At 67.9% G+C, this 19,478-nt stretch carries 16 protein-coding genes; 6 read left to right on the top strand and 10 right to left on the bottom strand.

The genetic code is table 11. The features are described 5' to 3' along the window. Positions 1–195 precede the first annotated feature (195 nt). Complete coding sequence (locus ABZV40_RS44260) at positions 196–3,117, bottom strand: glycoside hydrolase family 48 protein (protein WP_355455942.1); 2,922 nt, start codon at positions 3,115–3,117, stop codon at positions 196–198. Between the two features lie 886 nt (positions 3,118–4,003). On the opposite strand from ABZV40_RS44260, the gene ABZV40_RS44255 reads away from it, so the two are divergent. From ABZV40_RS44255 to ABZV40_RS44240, 4 genes are all read left to right on the top strand, one after another. After that, positions 4,004–5,770: a glycoside hydrolase family 6 protein gene (locus tag ABZV40_RS44255; protein ID WP_355455940.1), complete on the top strand. Its 1,767-nt coding sequence runs from the start codon at positions 4,004–4,006 to the stop codon at positions 5,768–5,770. A 13-nt stretch (positions 5,771–5,783) separates the two neighbouring features. Beyond that, positions 5,784–7,136 (top strand): glycoside hydrolase family 6 protein, encoded by a 1,353-nt coding sequence (locus tag ABZV40_RS44250; protein WP_355455938.1) that lies wholly within the window; start codon positions 5,784–5,786, stop codon positions 7,134–7,136. A 261-nt stretch (positions 7,137–7,397) separates the two neighbouring features. Continuing rightward, on the top strand, positions 7,398–8,765 hold the full coding sequence (locus tag ABZV40_RS44245) for a glycoside hydrolase family 43 protein (RefSeq protein ID WP_355455935.1): 1,368 nt from the start codon (positions 7,398–7,400) through the stop codon (positions 8,763–8,765). 120 nt (positions 8,766–8,885) lie between these two features. After that, a complete protein-coding gene (locus ABZV40_RS44240) occupies positions 8,886–9,986 on the top strand; it encodes a helix-turn-helix domain-containing protein (protein WP_355455933.1) in 1,101 nt (366 codons plus the stop codon). A 377-nt stretch (positions 9,987–10,363) separates the two neighbouring features. Here the strand turns inward: ABZV40_RS44240 and ABZV40_RS44235 are convergent, their stop codons facing one another. From ABZV40_RS44235 to ABZV40_RS44200, 8 genes are all read right to left on the bottom strand, one after another. Further along, the gene (locus ABZV40_RS44235; RefSeq protein WP_355455931.1) at positions 10,364–11,416 is read right to left on the bottom strand and encodes a helix-turn-helix domain-containing protein; all 1,053 of its coding nucleotides are present in this window, start codon (positions 11,414–11,416) and stop codon (positions 10,364–10,366) included. 257 nt (positions 11,417–11,673) lie between these two features. Further along, positions 11,674–12,222, bottom strand: coding sequence for a hypothetical protein (locus ABZV40_RS44230; RefSeq protein WP_355455929.1), 549 nt, complete (start codon positions 12,220–12,222; stop codon positions 11,674–11,676). 114 nt (positions 12,223–12,336) lie between these two features. Further along, entirely contained in the window at positions 12,337–12,705 is a 369-nt protein-coding gene (locus ABZV40_RS44225; RefSeq protein ID WP_355455928.1) for a peptidase inhibitor family I36 protein, read from the bottom strand. A 40-nt stretch (positions 12,706–12,745) separates the two neighbouring features. Then, entirely contained in the window at positions 12,746–13,294 is a 549-nt protein-coding gene (locus ABZV40_RS44220) for a hypothetical protein (RefSeq protein WP_355455926.1), read from the bottom strand. Positions 13,295–13,334: 40 nt separating this feature from the next. After that, positions 13,335–13,709: a hypothetical protein gene (locus ABZV40_RS44215; RefSeq protein WP_355455924.1), complete on the bottom strand. Its 375-nt coding sequence runs from the start codon at positions 13,707–13,709 to the stop codon at positions 13,335–13,337. A gap of 11 nt (positions 13,710–13,720) precedes the next feature. Next, the gene (locus tag ABZV40_RS44210; RefSeq protein WP_355455944.1) at positions 13,721–14,098 is read right to left on the bottom strand and encodes a peptidase inhibitor family I36 protein; all 378 of its coding nucleotides are present in this window, start codon (positions 14,096–14,098) and stop codon (positions 13,721–13,723) included. A gap of 164 nt (positions 14,099–14,262) precedes the next feature. Next, positions 14,263–14,934, bottom strand: a complete 672-nt coding sequence (locus ABZV40_RS44205; RefSeq protein ID WP_355455922.1) for a response regulator transcription factor — start codon at positions 14,932–14,934, stop codon at positions 14,263–14,265. Between the two features lie 231 nt (positions 14,935–15,165). Further along, a complete protein-coding gene (locus ABZV40_RS44200) occupies positions 15,166–15,858 on the bottom strand; it encodes a hypothetical protein (protein ID WP_355455920.1) in 693 nt (230 codons plus the stop codon). Between the two features lie 248 nt (positions 15,859–16,106). Here ABZV40_RS44200 and ABZV40_RS44195 point away from each other — a divergent pair, with 248 nt between their 5' ends. Then, on the top strand, positions 16,107–16,934 hold the full coding sequence (locus ABZV40_RS44195) for an EamA family transporter (RefSeq protein WP_355455918.1): 828 nt from the start codon (positions 16,107–16,109) through the stop codon (positions 16,932–16,934). 107 nt (positions 16,935–17,041) lie between these two features. Further along, a complete protein-coding gene (locus ABZV40_RS44190) occupies positions 17,042–18,325 on the top strand; it encodes an ABC transporter substrate-binding protein (RefSeq protein WP_355455916.1) in 1,284 nt (427 codons plus the stop codon). A 4-nt stretch (positions 18,326–18,329) separates the two neighbouring features. Here ABZV40_RS44190 and ABZV40_RS44185 read toward each other — a convergent pair whose 3' ends face one another. After that, complete coding sequence (locus ABZV40_RS44185) at positions 18,330–19,334, bottom strand: methyltransferase domain-containing protein (RefSeq protein ID WP_355455914.1); 1,005 nt, start codon at positions 19,332–19,334, stop codon at positions 18,330–18,332. Between the last annotated feature and the right edge of the window lie 144 nt (positions 19,335–19,478).

Here is a 19,478-nt window from a genome sequence, read left to right as displayed (position 1 = left end):
GCAAAAACCTCTTTTGTTGAGTGGGGTGTGCGGGGCCGCGCCCGCGCGTCGGGTAGGCCGGGCCCCTCCACCGACCCCGGGGGTCGCCCGGCCCCCTTCATCCACCAGCAAAACGGCTTCGTCGGGGCCCTGATCGTGGTGAGGGCTGACGCGTCCCCGGCGCCGTCGTGCCGGGGACGCGTCAGCGCCGACCTGCTATCCGAACAGTTCCGCCTGCAGCGAGAACGCCGTGGCGATCTCGGCCTGCGCCCAGAACCGGTGGTAGGTGAAGGTCGGGGCCGGGCCGCCGTCGAGGTAGCGCTGCACCTTCGGCCAGTCCGGGTCGTTCTTGTAGAAGGACCTGATCGACAGGAACGTGGAGTCCTGGCCGATCTTGTCGCCGTTCGGCATCGTGCCCGTCCAGCCCGGCGGGACGTAGACGCCCTCACCGGTGGTGGCGTTGTACTGGTCGTCGAACCGGTTGTAGTCGGTCCGCGTCTCGGGGATGGCGATGCCCTTGGCGTCCTGGTGGTCCAGCAACGCCGTCAGCAGCCCCTCACCCGCGGTCCGCGCCGGGCCGTTGCCCGACTTGGCCGCGTAGTTGAGCAGGGTCTTGGCGAGCGACGCCGCGACGCCGACGTCCTGGCTGGAGTTGAGCACCTTCACCCGCAGGTTCGCGTTCGCGCCCGGCGAGGTCGGGTTCCAGGTCTCCGGCGCGCCGGTCCACTCCAGGTCGGACGGGATCTGGAACGCTCCGCCCGTGCCGACCGTGGTGTTGGCGAGCGCCCACGGCACCCACTTGTCCAGGATCTTCTTCGCCCGCGGGTCACCGGTCTTCTGGTACAGCGCGGCCGTGCGCTCCATCTGCCACACCTGGAAGCCGAACCAGCGGTTCGAGGGCGGGTCGTGCCACACCGGGTGCGGGTCGTAGAACATGCCGTAGAACGTCGGCGTACCGGCGGGAGGCGTGCTGTACGAACCGTTCCAGCTGTTCGTGACACCACCGGCGATGGCACCGTCGGCGGACTGCAGCCACTGCAGCAGTTCCAGCTGGCGGTCCGTGCTCTTCGCCCAGTCCTGCTGGCCCGTGGCCGACTTCGGCTTCAGCGAAGGAACATTCGCCAACGCGTAGGCCGCCAACGGGTTCTGGTAACCCTGGTGCGAGGCACCGTCACCGATGCGCCACGCCCAGCCGTTGGCCGTGTCGGTCGCGCCGCCCCACGCGTAGTACCAGGACATCAGGTAGTGCTCGCTGTCCTTGCCGGTGGCGGCGGGGCACGTCGCCGGGCTGGTGCAGTTGCCGATCTTCTTGAAGTACTTGTCGAACATGGCGTACCGCAGGTAGTCGCCCATCTTCGCGGCCTTCGCGAGTTCCGGCGCGATCTCCGACGCCTTGCCCTGCGCGCTCGCCCACTGCTCGGCGAACATCGCCACCTGCACCGCGCGGGCGTCCGCGTCCGGCGCGTTGGTGTACTTCCACTGCTTCGCGTAGGACTTGTCCTTGGTGAACAGGTCCAGGTAACCGTTGGGGCCACCGAACTTGAACGTGTCGCACGACGGCTGCGGGATGGTCTCCCACACCGACTCAGAGGAACCGCGCTGGTAGGTGTTGATGTACGCGGGTGCCGTGGTGCCGTCACCGCAGCGGCCGAAGCCGAGGGTGTTGTCGACGTCGAGCAGCCAGTGCATGCCGTAGATGTCGTCGGAACCGTAGGCGGCCTTCAGCTCGGCCGCGATCGGGTCCTGACCCACCGGCACGTTGCCGTCCAGTTCGGACGGATAGCCGCTCATCTTGTCGTGCTCCGGCGCGTACGTCGCCGGCTTGGCCGGGTTGTACTTGTCGTTGGTCGGCTGGTCCGCCTTGGACGGGATGATGAACTTCTCCATCGACGCCCAGGCCGCCTTGAACGGCGCCCAGTCACCGCTGATCCGGCCGTAGCTCGCCTCCAGCCACAGGTAGTAGCTGAACGCCTCCGACGTCGTCTGGTGCCCGTGGTCCGGCGCCTCGACCATCAGCGTCTCCACCGCGTGGTACGGCACCAGCAGGTCGCCGAACTTGCGGAAGTAACCGCTCGCCGGGTCCTTGATCTTGTTGTACTGGGTGAGGAACGCCTCCTGGAACTTCGGGATCGTCGACGAGATCTCCTTGGCCGTCACCGAAGCCGGCGCGTAGCCGGTCGCGGTGGCGGAGAAGACCGCGGACGCCAGGTCGCCGCCGTTGGCCGCCGAGGTGACGGTCACGTTCTGCGGCGTGTTCCAGTTGGACGTGGTGAACGTCAGCGACGTCGGTGCCGCGGTGAGGTCCGCGCTGCCCGACGACCGGGCCACGGCCACGGTCACCGAGGACGACGGCTGGCTCGCCAGCGTCACGCCGAAGGTCGCCTTGTCGCCCTGCTTGACGTTGATCGTCGCCGGGGAGGCCACGATCGTCGCGCCGGCCAGCACCTTCACCGGCACGGGCGCCGTGGAGGTGACCGCACCGAGGTTGTCGGTCGCGCGTGCGGCGACGACGTGGTCACCGACGGACGCGCCCGTCCACGACCCTTCGTAGGGAGCGGTCGTGTCGGTGGACAGGACCACGCCGTCGACCAGGAACTCGACCTTGGCGACGGTGCCGTCGCTGTCGGACGCGGTCGCCGCGAGCGGGATCGTCTGTCCAGTTTGGAACGACTGGCCCGCCGTCGGCGAGGTCAGCGCCACCGACGGAGCCTTGTTGGCACCGGTGCACGACACGCCGTTGACGGCGAAGTCGGTCGGTTTCCCGTTGGCGGAAGCACTTCGCGTGCCCTGGAAGCCGAAGGCCACCGAGCCGCCGGTGCCGATGCCGCGGTTCCAGTCGACCGGCGTGACGCTGACCTTGGCACCGGACTGCGTGTAGTTGCCGTTCCACAGGTTGGTGATCTGCTGACCGTCCGGGAACGTCCAGCTGAGCGTCCAGCCGTTGATGGGGTCGCCCTCGTTCTTGATGGCCACGTCGGCCACGAAGCCGCTACCCCAGTCGTTCGAGATGCTGTAGTTCACCGAGCACGCCACCGCCGCGTGCGCGACGGCCGGCATCAACGCCGCCATGACGATCGTGGCCGCGGCGAGGGCGGCGGGCCTACTTCGCAGCCGTCCCGCTCTGGTCCGGTACCTCATTCGTTCCTCCTCCGTCACGGGTCAGCCGTTGACCCGCGGGCTTGGATTCGGCGCGGGACGCCCGCGTCTGCCGAACGTCCCGCGCCGAGGTTTCAGCTGGGCTCGACGCCGATGGCGCGACCGGAGCAGGTGAGCTCGAGGTCCGGAAAGACCGTCGCCGGCGACTCGACCGGCATCTCTGTTACCGCTCTCGACATGCGCCAATGCATGTGAGCCTCCAATGGCAGGGGTGCAAGAGGCTTTTTCTGGGAGCGCTCCCAGACGCGGACTGTAACGGACAAGAAACCTCTCCAAAAGAGGGTCCACCCAGAATTTGCTCCAAACGCCGAGCATTTCGCCACGGACATGGACCGAATGCAGCCATGCGTTGCGCCAGAAAGCGCAGAGAAGGGGCGCCCGAGCTCAAGATCCGTTTACATACGCGAAGCCCTGATGACACTGAATCGATCCGAGCACCAACGCGGATGCGGCCATTCGGCGGATGTCCAGTCCGCGAAGTTTCACACGTGCGAACAATTAGATCGGCTAACAGTGATTCACAGGGCCGTTCGGCGCCATGAGACCCCGCCGTTCAGGGCAACTTTCCACCCCAGTGGTGTCGAGTTACGAAACGTGTCCTGGACGTTACCTGTCACCGAATCAGAGCAATGTTCGACGAAACAGTACGACACAAAGTAACTTGCACACGCAAGGATATCGTTTCACATTCTTCGGTTCCGCGAGGGCTGGCTCCAAAGCACCACGAAGCGTGCAGAAACCGCGATCACCCGCGGCTGTGTCGACGTTCGACGAACTCTTTCTCAAATGGTCTTCCTTGGTTACTGTCCCGACCTCACTGGGAGCGCTCCCAGTTCAGCCCCCGGCAACGATGCTGCGAGGACCTCTCATGCGATCTAGGAATCTGGTGCGCGGCGGATCAGCCGTCGCGGCACTGACGCTCTGCACGAGCGTGCTGGTACTGGTGGGCAACCAGGCCAGCGCGGCCGCCGGATGTTCGGTGGACTACCAGGCCAACCAGTGGGACACCGGCTTCACCGCGAACGTCACGGTGAACAACGTCGGTGACGCGATCTCCGACGGCTGGACCCTGGAGTGGGACTTCGGTGGCAACCAGCGGATCACGAACTACTGGAACGCCACGATCACCCAGTCCGGCCAGCACGTCGCGGCGAAGAACCCCGACTGGTCGAAGAGCCTGGCGACCGGCGCGTCGGCCAGCTTCGGCTTCCAGGCCTCCTACTCCGGCACGAACGACAAGCCCACGGGCTTCAAGCTCAACGGCACGGCGTGCACGGGCGGACCGGTCGCCACGACGACCACGACCACCACCACGACGACGACCACCACCACGACCTCAGAGGACCCCGGAAACCCCGACGGGCACGTGGCCAACCCGTACGCGGGTGCCGCCGGTTACCTCAACCCGGACTACGTCGCCCAGGTCAACACGCTGGCGACCAGCACCGGTGGTGCGCTCGGCACGGCGATGCGCAAGGTGGCGCAGAACTCCACGGCCGTGTGGATGGACCGCATCGGCGCCATCACGGCGGGCCGCGGCCTGCGCGGTCACCTCGACGAAGCGCTGCGTCAGCAAGCCGCGGCCGGCCGGCCTCTCGTGTTCCAGGTCGTCGTCTACGACCTGCCCAACCGCGACTGCTCGGCGCTGGCCTCCAACGGTGAGCTCGAGGTCAGCAAGAACGGCCTGGCCCGCTACAAGTCCGAGTACATCGACCCGATCGCCTCGATCCTCGCCGACGCGAAGTACCGCGACCTGCGCATCGTCGCGATCGTCGAGCCCGACTCGCTGCCCAACCTCGTCACCAACACCGCGAAGCCCAAGTGCGCGGAGGCGAAGTCCAGCGGTGCGTACGTGCAGGGCATCCAGTACGCGCTGAACAAGCTGAGCGCGATCTCGAACGTCTACAACTACCTCGACATCGCCCACTCCGCGTGGCTGGGCTGGGACAGCAACATCGTGCCGGCCGTGCAGCTCTACACCGACGTGGTGCGGGGCACGACGAAGGGCTTCAACAGCGTCGACGGCTTCATCTCCGACACCGCGAACTACACCCCGGTCGAGGAGCCGTACCTGACGGACCCGGCGAAGACGGTCGGCGGCCAGCCGCTCAAGTCCGCGAAGTTCTACGAGTGGAACCCGTACTTCGACGAGGCCGACTACGGCACCGAGCTCTACCGGCGGTTCGTGGCGGCGGGCTTCCCGGCGGGCATCGGCATGCTGATCGACACCTCCCGCAACGGCTGGGGCGGCGCGAACCGGCCCACCGGCGCCACCGGGTCCACTGTGGACGACTACGTGAACTCCGGTCGCATCGACCGCCGTCTGCACCGCGGCAACTGGTGCAACCAGGTCGGTGCCGGTATCGGCGCGCGTCCGCAGGCCTCGCCGCGGCCGAACTTCGACGCCTACGTCTGGATCAAGCCGCCGGGTGAGTCCGACGGCATCGCGACCAAGACCGACGGCCCGAACGAGGAAGGCAAGCAGCACGACCCGATGTGCGACCCCGCCTTCCGCGGCGACCAGCAGTCCAACGGCGGCAACCTCACCGGCGCGATGCCGGGCGCGCCGCACGCCGGCGTCTGGTTCCCGGAGCAGTTCAAGTCGCTCGTCCAGAACGCCTACCCGGCGCTGTAAGGGGATTCGTCGCATGCGCAACAAAGCTGTTGCGAGCGGCGTGGTCGCGGCGGCACTCCTCGCGGGTGTCGCCGCCCTCGCCGCCGGAGGCAACGCTCAGGCCGCTCCGTCACCGTTCTACGTGGACCCGGACACCAGCGCGGCCAAATGGGCCGCCGCCAACCCCGGTGACCCCAAGGCACCGATCATCCGGGAACGTCTCGCGGCCACTCCGCAGGCCAGGTGGTTCACCACCACCAACACCGGCACCGTGCGCGGCGAGGTCGACGCGTTCGTGGGCGCCGCGGCCTCGGCGGGCAAGATCCCGATCCTGGTCGTCTACGACATCCCCAACCGCGACTGCGGCGGGGCGAGCGGTGGCGGCGCGCCCTCGCACGAGGCCTACCGGGCGTGGGTCGACCAGGTCGCGGCGGGCATCGCGGGACGTCCGGCGGCGGTCGTGCTGGAACCGGACGTGCTGCCGCTGATGACGAACTGCCAGTCGGCCGACCAGCAGAACCAGACCAAGGCGTCGATCGCCTACGCGGGCAAGAAGCTCAAGTCCGGTTCGGCGCAGACCAAGGTGTACTTCGACATCGGCCACTCGGCCTGGCTGTCGCCGGGCGAGGCCGCAGCGCGGTTGCGCGCGGCCGACATCTCCAACAGCGCCGACGGCATCTCGACCAACGTGTCGAACTACCGGTTCACCGGTGACGAGGTGTCCTACGCGAAGTCGGTGCTGAACGCGGTCGGCGACTCCCGGCTCAAGGCCGTGATCGACACCAGCCGCAACGGCAACGGCCCCGCCGGCAGCGAGTGGTGCGACCCGGCCGGACGGGCGATCGGCACGCCGAGCACCGACCAGACCGGCGACGGCCAGATCGCCGCGTTCCTGTGGGTGAAACCACCGGGCGAGTCCGACGGCTGCATCGCTCCGGCCGGCCAGTTCGTCCCGCAACGCGCGTACGACCTGGCGGCCGCCGGCAACTGGCAGCCGACCACCAGCACCACGACCACAACCACCAGCACCACAACGACCACGACCACGACCACGACCACGACCACCCCACAAGGGCCCGGCGCGTGCAAGGTGACCCACAAGGTGGTCAGCTCGTGGTCGTCCGGTTACACCGGCGAGATCGTCATCGAGAACGACGGTCCGGCAGTCGACGGCTGGACGCTGACGTTCTCGGCGCCGGGAGTGACCGTCCTCCAGGGCTGGAACGGGACCTGGACCGACACGGGTGACATCGTGCGGGTCCAGAGCGAGTCCTGGAACGGCAAGCTCGCGACAGGCGGTACCGCGACCATCGGGTACAACGCGAGCTACAACGGCGGCACCCCACCGTTCCTCTCCCCCGCCATGAACGGCAAGGCGTGCTCCTGAGCCGCGCCCGGCCCTGATCGCGTGCCCTCTCCGGTCCTCACACCCCGCCGGAGAGGGCACGCCCACATGTGCGCGCTAACATGGGAGCGCTCTCCCATCGTCCACACTGGCCACCATCGACCAGTGTTCGCGCTATTTCGCCCAGTTTTTTCGATGCAATTCGATACATCGGGGTGAAGTTAGCGTTAACATCAAGCCTTGCTCGACCGCCCCGGCACTGGTTACCTTCACCTGAGTTCACCGGAGAACCAGGAGAGGCCCATGCGTCAGCGGAGGATCCACCGGTGGCTCGCCGGAGTCGCGAGCCTCGCCTGCCTTCTCGTGCTCACCCCGGCGACGGGCAAGGCGGACAACCCGATCGTCCAGCACGTCTACACCGCCGACCCGTCACCGTTGGTCCACAACGGACGCCTGTACCTCTACACCGGGCACGACGAGGACGGCTCGACCTACTTCACCATGAAGGACTGGCGAGTCTGGTCGACGACGGACATGGTGAACTGGACCGACCACGGTTCGCCGCTGAGCCTCTCCACGTTCAGCTGGGCGAAGCAGGACGCGTGGGCCGGGCAGGCCGTCGAGCGCAACGGGAAGTTCTACTGGTACGTGCCGGTGGTCAACCGGGCGACCGGGCGCATGGCCATCGGCGTGGCGGTGGGAGACACCCCCATCGGGCCGTTCCGCGACGCCCTCGGCCGCCCACTGGTGGAGAACGGCGAGATCGACCCGACGGTCATGATCGACAGCGACGGCCAGGCGTATCTCTACTGGGGCAACCCGAACCTCTGGTACGTGCGGCTGAACACCGACATGATCTCCTACTCGGGCGGGGTGAACCAGATTCCGCTCACCACCGCCGGGTTCGGCACGCGCACCGGTGACGCCAAGCGGCCGACCCTGTACGAGGAGGGGCCGTGGGTGTTCAAGCGCAACGGCCTGTACTACAACGTCTTCGCGGCCAAGTGCTGCTCGGAGTTCATCGGCTACTCCACCTCGCCCGGCCCGACCGGTCCGTGGACCTACCGCGGCACCGTGATGCCCACCCAGGGCAGCAGCTTCACCAACCACCCAGGTCTCGTCGACTACAAGGGCGGCTCGTACTTCTTCTACCACAACGGCGCACTGCCCGGCGGTGGCGGCTTCACGCGGTCCGTCGCGGTCGAGAAGTTCAGCTACAACGCCGACGGCACGATCCCGACGATCAACATGACCACGTCCGGACCGCCCCAGGCCGACACCCTCAACCCGTACGTCCGGCAGGAGGCCGAGACCATCGCGTGGGGCTCCGGCATCGAGACGGAACCGGCCGGCGAGGGCGGGATGAACGTCGGCTGGCTGGAGAACGGGGACTGGATCAAGGTCAGGGGCGCGGCTTTCGGTGCGGGGCCCTCGAAGTTCAGCGCGCGGGTGGCGTCCGCGTCCGCCGGCGGCACGCTGGAGGTCCGTCTCGGCAGCGCGAACGGCACGGTCGCCGCGCGCTGCACCGTGCCCGGCACCGGCGGGTGGCAGCGGTGGACGACGGTGTCCTGCCCGGTCAGCGGAGTGAGCGGCACCCAGGACGTCTACTTCAGGTTCGCCGGTGGCAGCGGTTACCTGTTCAACGTCGACTGGTGGCAGTTCACCGCCTGATCAGTCCGATGTGGACTGATCAGCTCCGACATCGGCGGAAACAACTCAGAACGCCGACGGGAAGCAGGCGAAACGGACCTAGCATCGGCACGGACAGTGAGGCGCCACCGAAGGAGAACCATGACTCGGGTCTGGGAAGCGCACACCGTGACGCAGCACCTCGCCGCGCTCGACCTGGACGACGCCGGCCACCCGGCCGACGTGCGATCGGTGCTGGCCCTCGCACTGACCGCGCACAGCGAGGCCATCGCCACCGGAACGCCTCCCGAGCACCGGCTCGCCAGGCTCCGCGAGCTCGGCGCACGCCGGGCGGCCGCGCGGGGACCGCTCGACCCCTTGCTCGACGCACTGCACACGACGACCGACAACGTCGTCGAGGCCGTGGCTTCGGCGCAGCAGGTGCTCGGCGACACCGAGCACCTCATCGACCGCATCCGCGCCACCGGCTCCGCGTTCGTACGCGCGCTGCTGACCGGGTTCCAGGAGGCGTACCCGTCCGGGAAAGGGCATCCGGCCCCCTCGGACCGGCAGCTGCTCGCGTCCGGTTTGTTGTGGCACAACGACATCCCGTGCCGCTTGCGCGGCCGGGTGGCCAAGAGCTACGCGGTGGTGGCGGTGCACCGCGAGAACACGGCTCCCGGCGACCTGACGACCATGCTGGACAACGCGTTCGCGGCCTGCGGCGTCACCGAGGTGCTCCCGCTCGTCACGGAGAACGAGGGCTACGTGCTCGCACCGGCACGCGACGAGCGGCAGGCCGCGGGCCTCTGCCGGCAGGTGCACCAGGCCCTGGGCGGCGAAACCTGGCTGGCGGTGTCGTGGTGCCCGTCGCACGAGGTGAGCTTCGCCGGGGAGGAGGCGCAGGCGGTGCTGACGCTGGTGCGCGACGGTCAACGGGAGACGGGCGTCTACCAGCTCGGCGACGTGCTGGTCGAGTACGCGGTGCTGCAGGACCCTTCGGCGGTGAACCACCTCGCCTCGCTGATCGCCCCCGTGCTGCGGCAGGAAACGCTGCACACCACGCTGAAGGCGTTCATCGCGGCCAACGGCAACCGGAGCAAGGCCGCCGACGCGCTGAAGATCCACCGCAGCACCCTGGACTACCGGCTGAGCCGCATCGAGCAGCTCACGGGCTGCCAGCCCACCAACGACCGCGGCGTGCAGCTGCTGGCCACCGCGATGGCGACCTGCGCGGCACCGCAGGAGAACGCCGGCGCCTGACCGCCACGTCACGGATGAAGGGAACCTTCCTTCACCTGAGGTGCTGCGTCAGGAGCTCAAGGGTGTCAGCGCGGGTTGTGTCCTGCCGGTTGGTTGCCGCGCCCAGGGTGGTCGTGATGGTGGATGAAGGGCTCTTTGCTCCACCTGGTGTGGATGAAGGAACCCTTCATCCACGTCGCCACGCGCCTGGCGAGGCCGGATCGCACGGTGCGCGGCAGATCCGGTACGCCCGGCGAGAGCGGCGAACTCGACCGCGATGAACGGCGCATTCGTCCACCTCAGCTGGACAAATGCGCCGTTCATCGCGAGCCTGCCCGCGAGGGGCGGCGCAACGCGTCGCCCCTGGAGTTCCTGGCATTGCGCCGGCGGATTCGCGGTCATGCGCCCTTGAGCTGTCCGAGGCCGAGGTCGCGTTCCGGGCTTTCCTCCGCCAGCGTCCAGAGCGCGTACGCGGAAGTGAGCGTGCGCATTCCGGGCAGCGTGGCCGGGGACTGCCCGGTGAGCTGCTCGACGCGGTCGAGCCGGTAGTCGATGGTGCTGCGGTGGATGACGAGGCGTTCGGCCGCGCGGGTGCGGTTGCCGTCCTCGCGGATGAGCGCCTCCAGCGTCTCGCGCAGCACGTCGTTGGTCATGACGGGTTCGATCAGCCGCCGGAAGTGGCGGGCCGTCTCGGGCGAGCGCATCGCGGCGTGCTCCAGCAGGACGTCCTGGCGGCGGTAGACGCCAGGAGGCAGGCGCAGCGCGGTCACGAGAGCGAGCACGTCGGACACGGTCCGCCTGCCCTCCGGCACCAGCGCGCTGCGCACCCAGGTTACCGCCGTCCACACGCCGTGCGACCCGAGCGCGTCGGCCACCCGCTCGCACACCCGCACGGCTTCCTGCTCGGTGCGGACGGAGAGCAGCACGTACCCGCGACCACCTCGCAGCAGGGGCATCGTGCCTGGGCCTCCGCACCATCGGAAAGCGCTTTCCGTCGCGTTCACCGACGCGCCCTCGGTGTGGACGGCGACCACGGCGTAGCCGGGCGCGGCCCGGTCGGCCGCCTCCCGCGTCTCACCGGCGAGCAGGGCCAGGGCGAGATCACGTGGTCCCCCGGAGAGGTCGTGGTGCGCCTGCCGGGAGCCCCGGTGCAGCTCGACGGCCACCCGCCCGCAGACGTCACCGAAGCGGCGCAGCACCGAACACCGCCCGGGCAGGTCGCGGTGGTCGCGCAGAGCGGAGTCCATCAACCCGCCGGCCAGCTGGTTGACGGTGTCCAGCAGGACGTCGAGGTCGCCTCCCGAACGCGCCCAGTGCACGCCCACCTCACGGACCTCGGCCGCGGTGCCCGGCTCCCAGAAGCCGTCCCCGGCGAGCGCCGCCGCGTACACCGGCAACACGCGCCTGGCGAACGACTCGGGAGACGTCGCGACAATCCTGGATTCCGTCATCGTGCACTCCCCTGGACTGCGGCACCTGGACCGGCGGCCTGCGGCAACAATTACCACGAAGAATACTTCCGCTCCCACCGCCCGTGAACTTCCGAACGCCGTTCAAATACCGGGCGTCATCCGAAAATCATTCGTTCGAGGACATCCGCAGTGGACTCATCGCTTTCCGGAAATCTTTCCACGGTGCGCCCGGCGGCCAGCAGACGAAAAACGCCCGGCGGGAACTCGTCCCGCCGGGCGTCTCCGGTGTCACGCGATCAGGCGGGACCGGCGTCCCAGTTCTCCCAGACGATGCTGTCCGTGGTGGCGACGATGCCTTCCACCTGGTACGTCTTGTAGTTGCAGCTCTCGGAGCGCTCGGTCACCTCGGTCTGCACGTACCACTGACGGGCAGAACCCCTGGCGTAGTACTTCCGGTAACCCGGCACCTCGATGCGAATCTGCGCCATCGTCGAAATGGTGTTCGACTTCGTCACCGACTGCGAGACCTGCGCGGTGAACACGGGCTGGAACAGGTTCCACTCGGCCTGGAAGGCCGTCTCCGTCGACCTCGTGTCGTCCACCCGCCGCTCCAGCACCATCATCTGCGTGTTCGGCGAGTAGTTGCGCAGCTCACCGTCGAGCAGCGTGTGAAGAACCTCCCACTTGTTCTTCACCTGCGCCCGCTTGAAGTACGAGCACCCGGCGGTGGAGTCCGGCGAACCCGGCGACGCCGCCTGCGCGGGCATCACCATCCCCGCCAGCGAAATCCCGGCGACCATCGCACCCACGCCGAGCCTGCGCAGCAAAGCACTTCCGACCTTCACGTGACGCCTCCATCCACAATGGATTGACACGAACGATTGCACAGCGATTGGAAAGGAGGACCGCTCGACGAGACGATTCACGAGCGGTCCGGGTGCAGCGGAAGAGGCCTGGAGTCAGCACCAGTGGGTGTACAACCCGAGGTGGGTGATGCGGTCCTCGTACTCCGAGCCGACGTGCCAGAAGTTGTAGCCGGGCGGAAGGCAGCGGTGGTTCCCCTCGGCGTTCCAGATGTGCAGGTAGTAGGCCGTGCTGTTCATGATCGAGGACGTGGTCCTCGACTGCGGCCAGTTCCGGATGTCGTACTGGTAGTTGCGCTGGAGGTCGTTCTCCCACCAGTACGACTTGTACCCCTGGAAGCTCGGGTTCTCCCACATGCAGAACCTGGCGTTCTCACACCTGTCGTCAGCCTGAGCCGGACTCGCGACGACGACCGACGTCACCAGCGCCGCCAGGCACAACAAAAGGATGCGCAGTTTCTTCATTTCAGATCTCCAAAGTCGTGCACCGGGCAGTAGCCGGCACTCAGGCGGGACCGTTGTCCCAGTTCTCCCAGACGATGCTGTCCGTGGTGGCGACGATGCCTTCCACCTGGTACGTCTTGTAGTTGCAGCTCTCGGAGCGCTCGGTCACCTCGGTCTGCACGTACCACTGACGGGCAGAACCCCTGGCGTAGTACTTCCGGTAACCCGGCACCTCGATGCGAATCTGCGCCATCGTCGAGATCGTGTTCGACTCCGTCACCGACTGCGAGACCTGCGCGGTGAAAACCGCCTTGAACATGTTCCAGTCCGCGCGGAAGCCCTGTTCCGTCGTCCTCGTGTCGCTGACCTGACGCTCCAGCACCATCATCTGCGTGTTCGGCGAGTAGTTGCGCAGCTCGCCGTCGAGCAGCGTGTGAAGAACCTCCCACTTGTTCTTCACCTGCGCCCGCTTGAAGTACGAGCACCCGGCGGTGCCCTCCGGCGAACCCGGCGACGCCGCCTGCGCGGGCATCACCATCCCCGCCAGCGAAATCCCGGCGACCATCGCACCCACGCCGAGCCTGCGCAGCAAAACACTTCCGACCTTCACGTGAATTCCTCCACTTGCGATGCGGTAGGGACTGGCGGAATCAGCAACCGGGAACGTTGCTCCAGTTGCCGATGGCGATCTGGCCGAGGTTGTTGTCGAGATAACCGGGGAAGTTGACCTCGGAGTAGGGCCCCACCTGGCACTGGCCCCCGCCGCTGTAGGCCCGCAGGATCACGTAGCGGTTGGTCGAGTTGACGATGTTCGACGCGGTGGTGCGCGTGCGGTACGAGGTGTTGTAGGTACCGTCGTTGACCTCAGTCCAGGTGGCCTGCCCGCCGTGGTTCGGGTGCTCGAAGATGCACACGAGCTGGAGGCCGCGGCAGTCGTCGATCGGGTCAGCGGAGGCGGGCGCCGCCGGACCGGCGACGAGACCCGCCACCACGGCCAGGGCACCGAAAACGATCTTGTTGCGCATGGTCGTCGTCCTCACGCCCAGTGGGTGCAGCCGTTGTAGTTGTAGGGCTCGATCTCGATCGCCCGCAGGTTGTCGTCCCATTCCTTCGGAAGGTCGCGCGAGGCGACACCCGGGCTGAAGCAGAGCCCCAGGTAGTTGTTCCACGAAACGAGCTTGACCGTGTAGCCGGTCCGGTTGATGAACGACGTCGTGGTGTTGGCACCGTCGAACGAGTAGTACCCGGGCCGGCCTTCCTGCCAGATGAGCGGGCCGTTGTAATTGACGTCCCTGAACGCGCACGCCACGCCCCAGTCGGGGCAGTCGCTCACACCCGCAGACGCGGGTGCAGCCATTCCGACCGTTGCGGCGACCGACGCGACGGCGAGAGCCGCGCCGATTCCGAGGCGCATCTTCACGATCCACCAGCTCCTCATTGTTCATGTACTGTTGGGGAGCCGGTCGATGTTCGAATCCGCGTCCCCTCAACTGCGTGATAACTACATCACGCCGCGGAATGCGGTACATGAAGACGCGTTCAGGAAATTGTTCGGAAAAGCCTTCCCCACATCTCTGGTCAGCCCGAGAGACGCTCGCGGCAGTCGTCCACGGCGAAGAGGTAGCCGCTGCCGCGGATGGTCCTGATGACGGAGCGGTCGGCGTCGGCGAGCTTGCGGCGCAGGCTGCAGATGTAGGTCTCGACGATGTTCGACTCCCCTTGGAAGTCGTAGCGCCACACGTGGTCGAGAATGGCCGACTTGGTCACCACGCGGCCCGCGTTGCGCACCAGCAGGCAGAGCAGTTCGAACTCGGTCGTCGTCAGGCTGACCCACCGCTCGTTCACCCGTACCTGCCGGGCGTCGGTGTCGATCGAGACCGGTCCCGCCCGCAGCGTCGTGCCCGTCGCCGGCAAGGCCCGCCGTGCCACCAGCACCTCGACGCGCAGCAGCAGCTCGCCGGGCGCCTCGCCGGACAGCACGAAGTCGTCGGCGAGGCAGAGCTCGGCCGGCCCGCAGCCGTCGGCCAGCAGCAGGATCGCGGGCCGCGCGGACAGGGTGCGCAAGGTTCGCAGGAACGCGCCCGCGGACTCCGGCCCGCCCGCCGTCAGCACCACCACGTCGGGGAGGTGGGCACGAACGTGGTTCAGCACCTGTTCGCCGAGCGGGACCACTTTGACGTGCATTCCCGCCGCACGGAGGAGATCGCCGACCGCCGGCGGTGCGCAGCGGTGGTCGTGAATGAGGAGCACGCGCGACGAGCGAGGCTCCGGAAAGGTCAACAACCGGCTTTGTCGCATGGTTCGTCCAGGCTTGTCGAGTCCCGCGTCCGAAATGGCCGCGGTGGCCGACAACCTAAGTGCGGTGCACAACCCCAGAGGCAAGTGCGGGGACAGTTCCGATTTTCACGGAACAGCCGGTCGGCGAACGAGTGCCGGCGAGGTCTCCCGACCTCGCCGGCACTCGCCCGGGAACTGCTCAGATCACCAGGACGACACGGAGAAGCTGTTCGTGCCGAAGTTGAGGCCACCGCTCGACGACGTGATCTCGTAACCGAACTGCACCTCGCCCAGCGTGACGTCGCCGTACCAGCCGCGATTCTTGATCCACTCCATCACGGCCTTGATGTCGACCGTGCCCGAGCCGGTGTTCCCCTGACGGATGAACGAGAAGACCTCGTTGTAGCCGTTGGTGCCGCGGTAGACGTCCCAGCCGTGCCCACCGACCCACGTGGAGGTCTGGTACGACCCGATCGGCCCGACCGGACCGAACTTGTTCATCCACAGCATGATCTCGTACCGGTTGTTGTCGGCCCAGATGTCGTAGGCGGTCGTGTACGCGCCACCGGCGGGGGCGTTCACGTTGAAGCTGCTGCTCACCCCGCCGATCGAGCTGAGCTTTCTGTTCACCGCCTTCGCCGCGTGCGGGTAGGACTTCACCCCGCCGGTGTTGGGATGATCGGCCCACACTCCCCAGTTGCTGTACGAGTTGGCCCACAGCGTCTGGGGACCGGCGCCGCTGCCCCAGATGTTGTTGCGCAGCGTGTAGCCGCCGTTCGACCAGGTCCCCCACTGGTCCGAGGTCCACCAGGTCGCCGCCTGGGCACTTCCCGAACCGAGCAGCCCGACCACGACCGCGATCGCCGTCGCGGTCAGGACACGAAGCATCCTGCTCATCTGCACACCCCTTCCGAACATCGTTGACCGGAAAAGAACTTCGACGTAATCGAAGCGGTTCACCTGCGCAGGAACATAGGCATCGAATGCATCGAACACAAGCCCGTCGGCATTTCGACCCCCCTGCAGGCCCGACGCGGCAAGCGCAATCCGCGACAGACGGAATTCCTTCAGCGGTTCCAGTCCCGAACTTGAGTTGAAATTGATCTTTTTAGACAGCTCCCGCACACCTGGCTAGCTTCGCCCGCATGGGAGTCATTCTCGCCATTTCCGCCGCATTCGCTCTCGGCACCGGCGACTTCTTCGGCGGAGTCGCGGCACAACGCGCGCCCGTGTGGACCGTGGTCCTGTGGTCGAATCTCGCCGGAGCCGTCGTCGCGCTCGCCGGCGCGATCGTCCTGTCCGACGGCACGAGTTCCACCGACCTCGCGTGGGGCGCGGCCGCGGGTCTCTGCGGGGGTGTGGCCACCGTGTGCCTCTACCGGGGTCTCGCCGTCGGTGCGATGAGCGTGGTCGCTCCGCTCTCGGCGGCGGTGGGCGCCGCGCTTCCCGTGGTGGCCGGACTTCTCACCGACGGACGCCCGCCCGCGCTCGTGCTGCTCGGCCTGGCCGTCGGGCTGCTGGCGATCCCACTCGTGTCGGCGAGCACGACACCCGCGACATCGGCGCGGTGGTCGCTGGTGCTCGCGGTCGCCGCGGGTCTCGGCCTGGGCGGGTTCCTCGTGCTGCTGTCCCGGACCGACGGGACCCACAGCTTCTGGCCGCTCGTCGCCGCCCGCGCCGCCTCCATCCCGCTGATGGCGTTCATGGCGCACCGCCGGGGAGCGGGACTTCTCCTCGCCTCCGCGGCACGGCGGCCCGCCCTGCTCGCGGGCGGTCTCGACATGGCGTCGAACGTGCTGTTCGTCGTGGCCGCCTGGCAGAGCGACCTCGCGACGGTCGGGCTGCTCACGTCGCTGTACCCGGTGAGCACCGTGCTGCTGGCGCACCTCGTACTCGGCGAACGCGTCCGGCCCGTTCAACGCGTCGGGATGATGCTGGCCCTCACCAGCGTGGTGCTCGTGGCGCTGAACTGAACGTGAGGGTCCACGTTAAACACTTGACACCCCCGAATGACGCGGATCACACTCCCCAAACCTGGGAGCGCTCCCAGATACGCAGCCGAGACCAGAGGAGTTCTCCCATGCGTGGCCGTCGCTGGACCAGCGTGCTGGTCTGTGCCGTCACAACCGTCGTGTCCGCCACCGCCTGCGGTTCGAGTGGGGCGGCCGACGGGTCGGGTGTCACCGGACTGACCATCGCCACGTTCAACGAGTTCGGCTATGAGGACCTCTTCAAGGAGTACGAGGCGAGCCACCCGGACATCAAGATCACTCAGCGCAAGACCGGGCAGGCCACCCCGCACCACCAGAACCTGTTCACCAAGCTCGCCGCCGGCTCCGGCCTCGCCGACATCGAGGCCGTCGAGGAGGGCTACCTCAGCCAGGTCATGTCGAAGGCGAGCCAGTTCAACGACCTCAAGGAGATCGGCCCGAAGGACGTGACGCCCGACCGCTGGCTGAAGTGGAAGGCCGACGCCGCCACCACTGCGGACGGCAGGCTCATCGGCTACGGCACGGACATCGGCCCGCTGGCGATGTGCTACCGCAAGGACCTGTTCGCCAGGGCCGGTCTGCCCTCCGACCCGGAACAGGTCAAGCAGCTGTTCGCCACCTGGGACAACTACTTCGCCACCGGTGACCAGTTCGTGGCCAAGGTCGGCGGGGTCGCCTGGTTCGACAGCGCGGCGCAGATCTTCAACACGATGCACAACCAGCACGAGGTCGGCTACTTCGACCGCGGCGACACGCTCGTCGTCGAGACCAACCCGGACATCAGGGCGGACTGGAACGCCGTCACGAGAGCCGTGGCGAAGGGGCAGTCGGCCAAGCTCCCCGCGTGGAGCAACGAGTGGAACATCGGCTTCAAGCTCGGCAGGTTCGCCACCACGGCGTGCCCGTCGTGGATGCTCGGCGTCATCGAGACCCAGGCGGGACCGGAGAACGAGGGCAAGTGGGCGGTCACCGACGTGTTCCCCAACGGCGGCGGCAACTGGGGCGGCTCCTACCTGACCGTGCCGAAACAGGGCAAGAACGCCAAGAAGGCCGCCGAGCTCGCCGCCTGGCTGACGGCACCGGAGCAGCAGATCAAGGCGTTCAAGGCCAAGGGCACCTTCCCCAGCCAGGTCGAGGCCCTCGAGGACCGGTCCCTGCTGGAACAGGTCAACACCTACTTCGGTGACGTCCACGCGGGCGCGCTGTTCGCCGCCCAGGCGCAGAAGGTCAAGGCGGCCCAGTACAAGGGGCCCGCCGACGGGCGCATCCAGGAGACCGTGTTCAGCCCGGCGCTGCAGTCCGTCGAACAGGGCAAGAACGCCGACGAGGCCTGGCGCGTCGCGGTGCAGGAAGCCCAGAAGGCCGCCAGATGACCGCTCACGCCGGTTCGCGCACCGCGTGGAACAGGTGCTGGCGCGCCGACGACCTGCTGCCCACCCACAGCTGCGTGCGCACCTCGAATCCCGCGGCGCGCAGGGCGGTCTGCCAGGCACGACCGGACGGGAAGACCTCTCCCCCGCGCAGGACCGCCCCACCGCGTCGCGGCGAGTGCAGGAAGTGGGTCGACGTGAGCGCCGGCGGATCGTCCTCGGCCGGAGTCGTGAGCACGAGCTCGCCGCCCGGCACCAGGAGATCCCGGATCCGGGTGAGCGTGCGGCAGACGTTGACCGCGTGGTGCAGGGTGTGGCCCGCGACGACCACGTCCGCGGCGGCGTCCGCGAAACCCTGCGCGCGGAAGTCCTCGTTGACGTCCAGGATCTCGTCCCCGAGGGGCTGTCCGGGAAGGTCGGTGAACCGGTAGTGCCGGGTCAGGTCCGGTGACCTGCGCAGCACGGCCGCGGTCAGGCGCCCGGCGCCGCAGCCCAGCTCCACCACGCGGACCGGCGGCCCGCACCTCAGCGCGGCCCTGCGGACGAGCTCGGCGCACGCGTCGTCCAGCTCGCCGGTCAGGGAGGAAAGTCCCTCACCGGCCAATGCGCCTCGCACAGTGCAGTCCGTTCCGAGCAGGTCGGCCGCGGTGACGTCGTCGGCCAGCAGTTCGGGCAGGTGCGCCAGGGCGCGCAGGTGCAGCCGGGCCACCTCGGGCGGGGTGCCGAGCCGTTCGTGCAGAACGTCCAGGTCTTCCGCGCTCGCGACGGGCACCTCGCCGCGCACCCGGTAGACGCCGCCGTCGAGCTCGACCACGTCGTGCCGCGCCAGCGCCCGCAGCCACCTCGGCACGAGCCAGTCGTGGCGTTGGGCGACGCCGAGCGACCGCGCGGTGCCGGCGATCGTCCTCGTCACGCCCGGTCGCAGTCGCAGCGCCGACGCCATCGCGGCGAGGCTGACGAGACCGATCCCGCCCGAGGTGGACAGGCTGCGGGTCATTGCTGCGTACGTCAACGAACGCTCCTCTCCGGTGCAGCGGCGACCACCGGATCACCGTTCGCGGCACTGCGGGCACTGCTTCGTCGCCGTCCGGGTTTGTGGGGGGTGGTGGGGGGAGGTGAAACAAGGAGGGGGGAGTAGGGGGGGGGACAACGAACA

The organism is Lentzea sp. NPDC004782, assembly GCF_040609115.1.
Classification (GTDB): Bacteria; Actinomycetota; Actinomycetes; order Mycobacteriales; family Pseudonocardiaceae; genus Lentzea.
The sequence above is the reverse complement of the archived record's forward strand: the minus strand, read 5'-3'. Positions and strand labels throughout refer to the sequence as shown.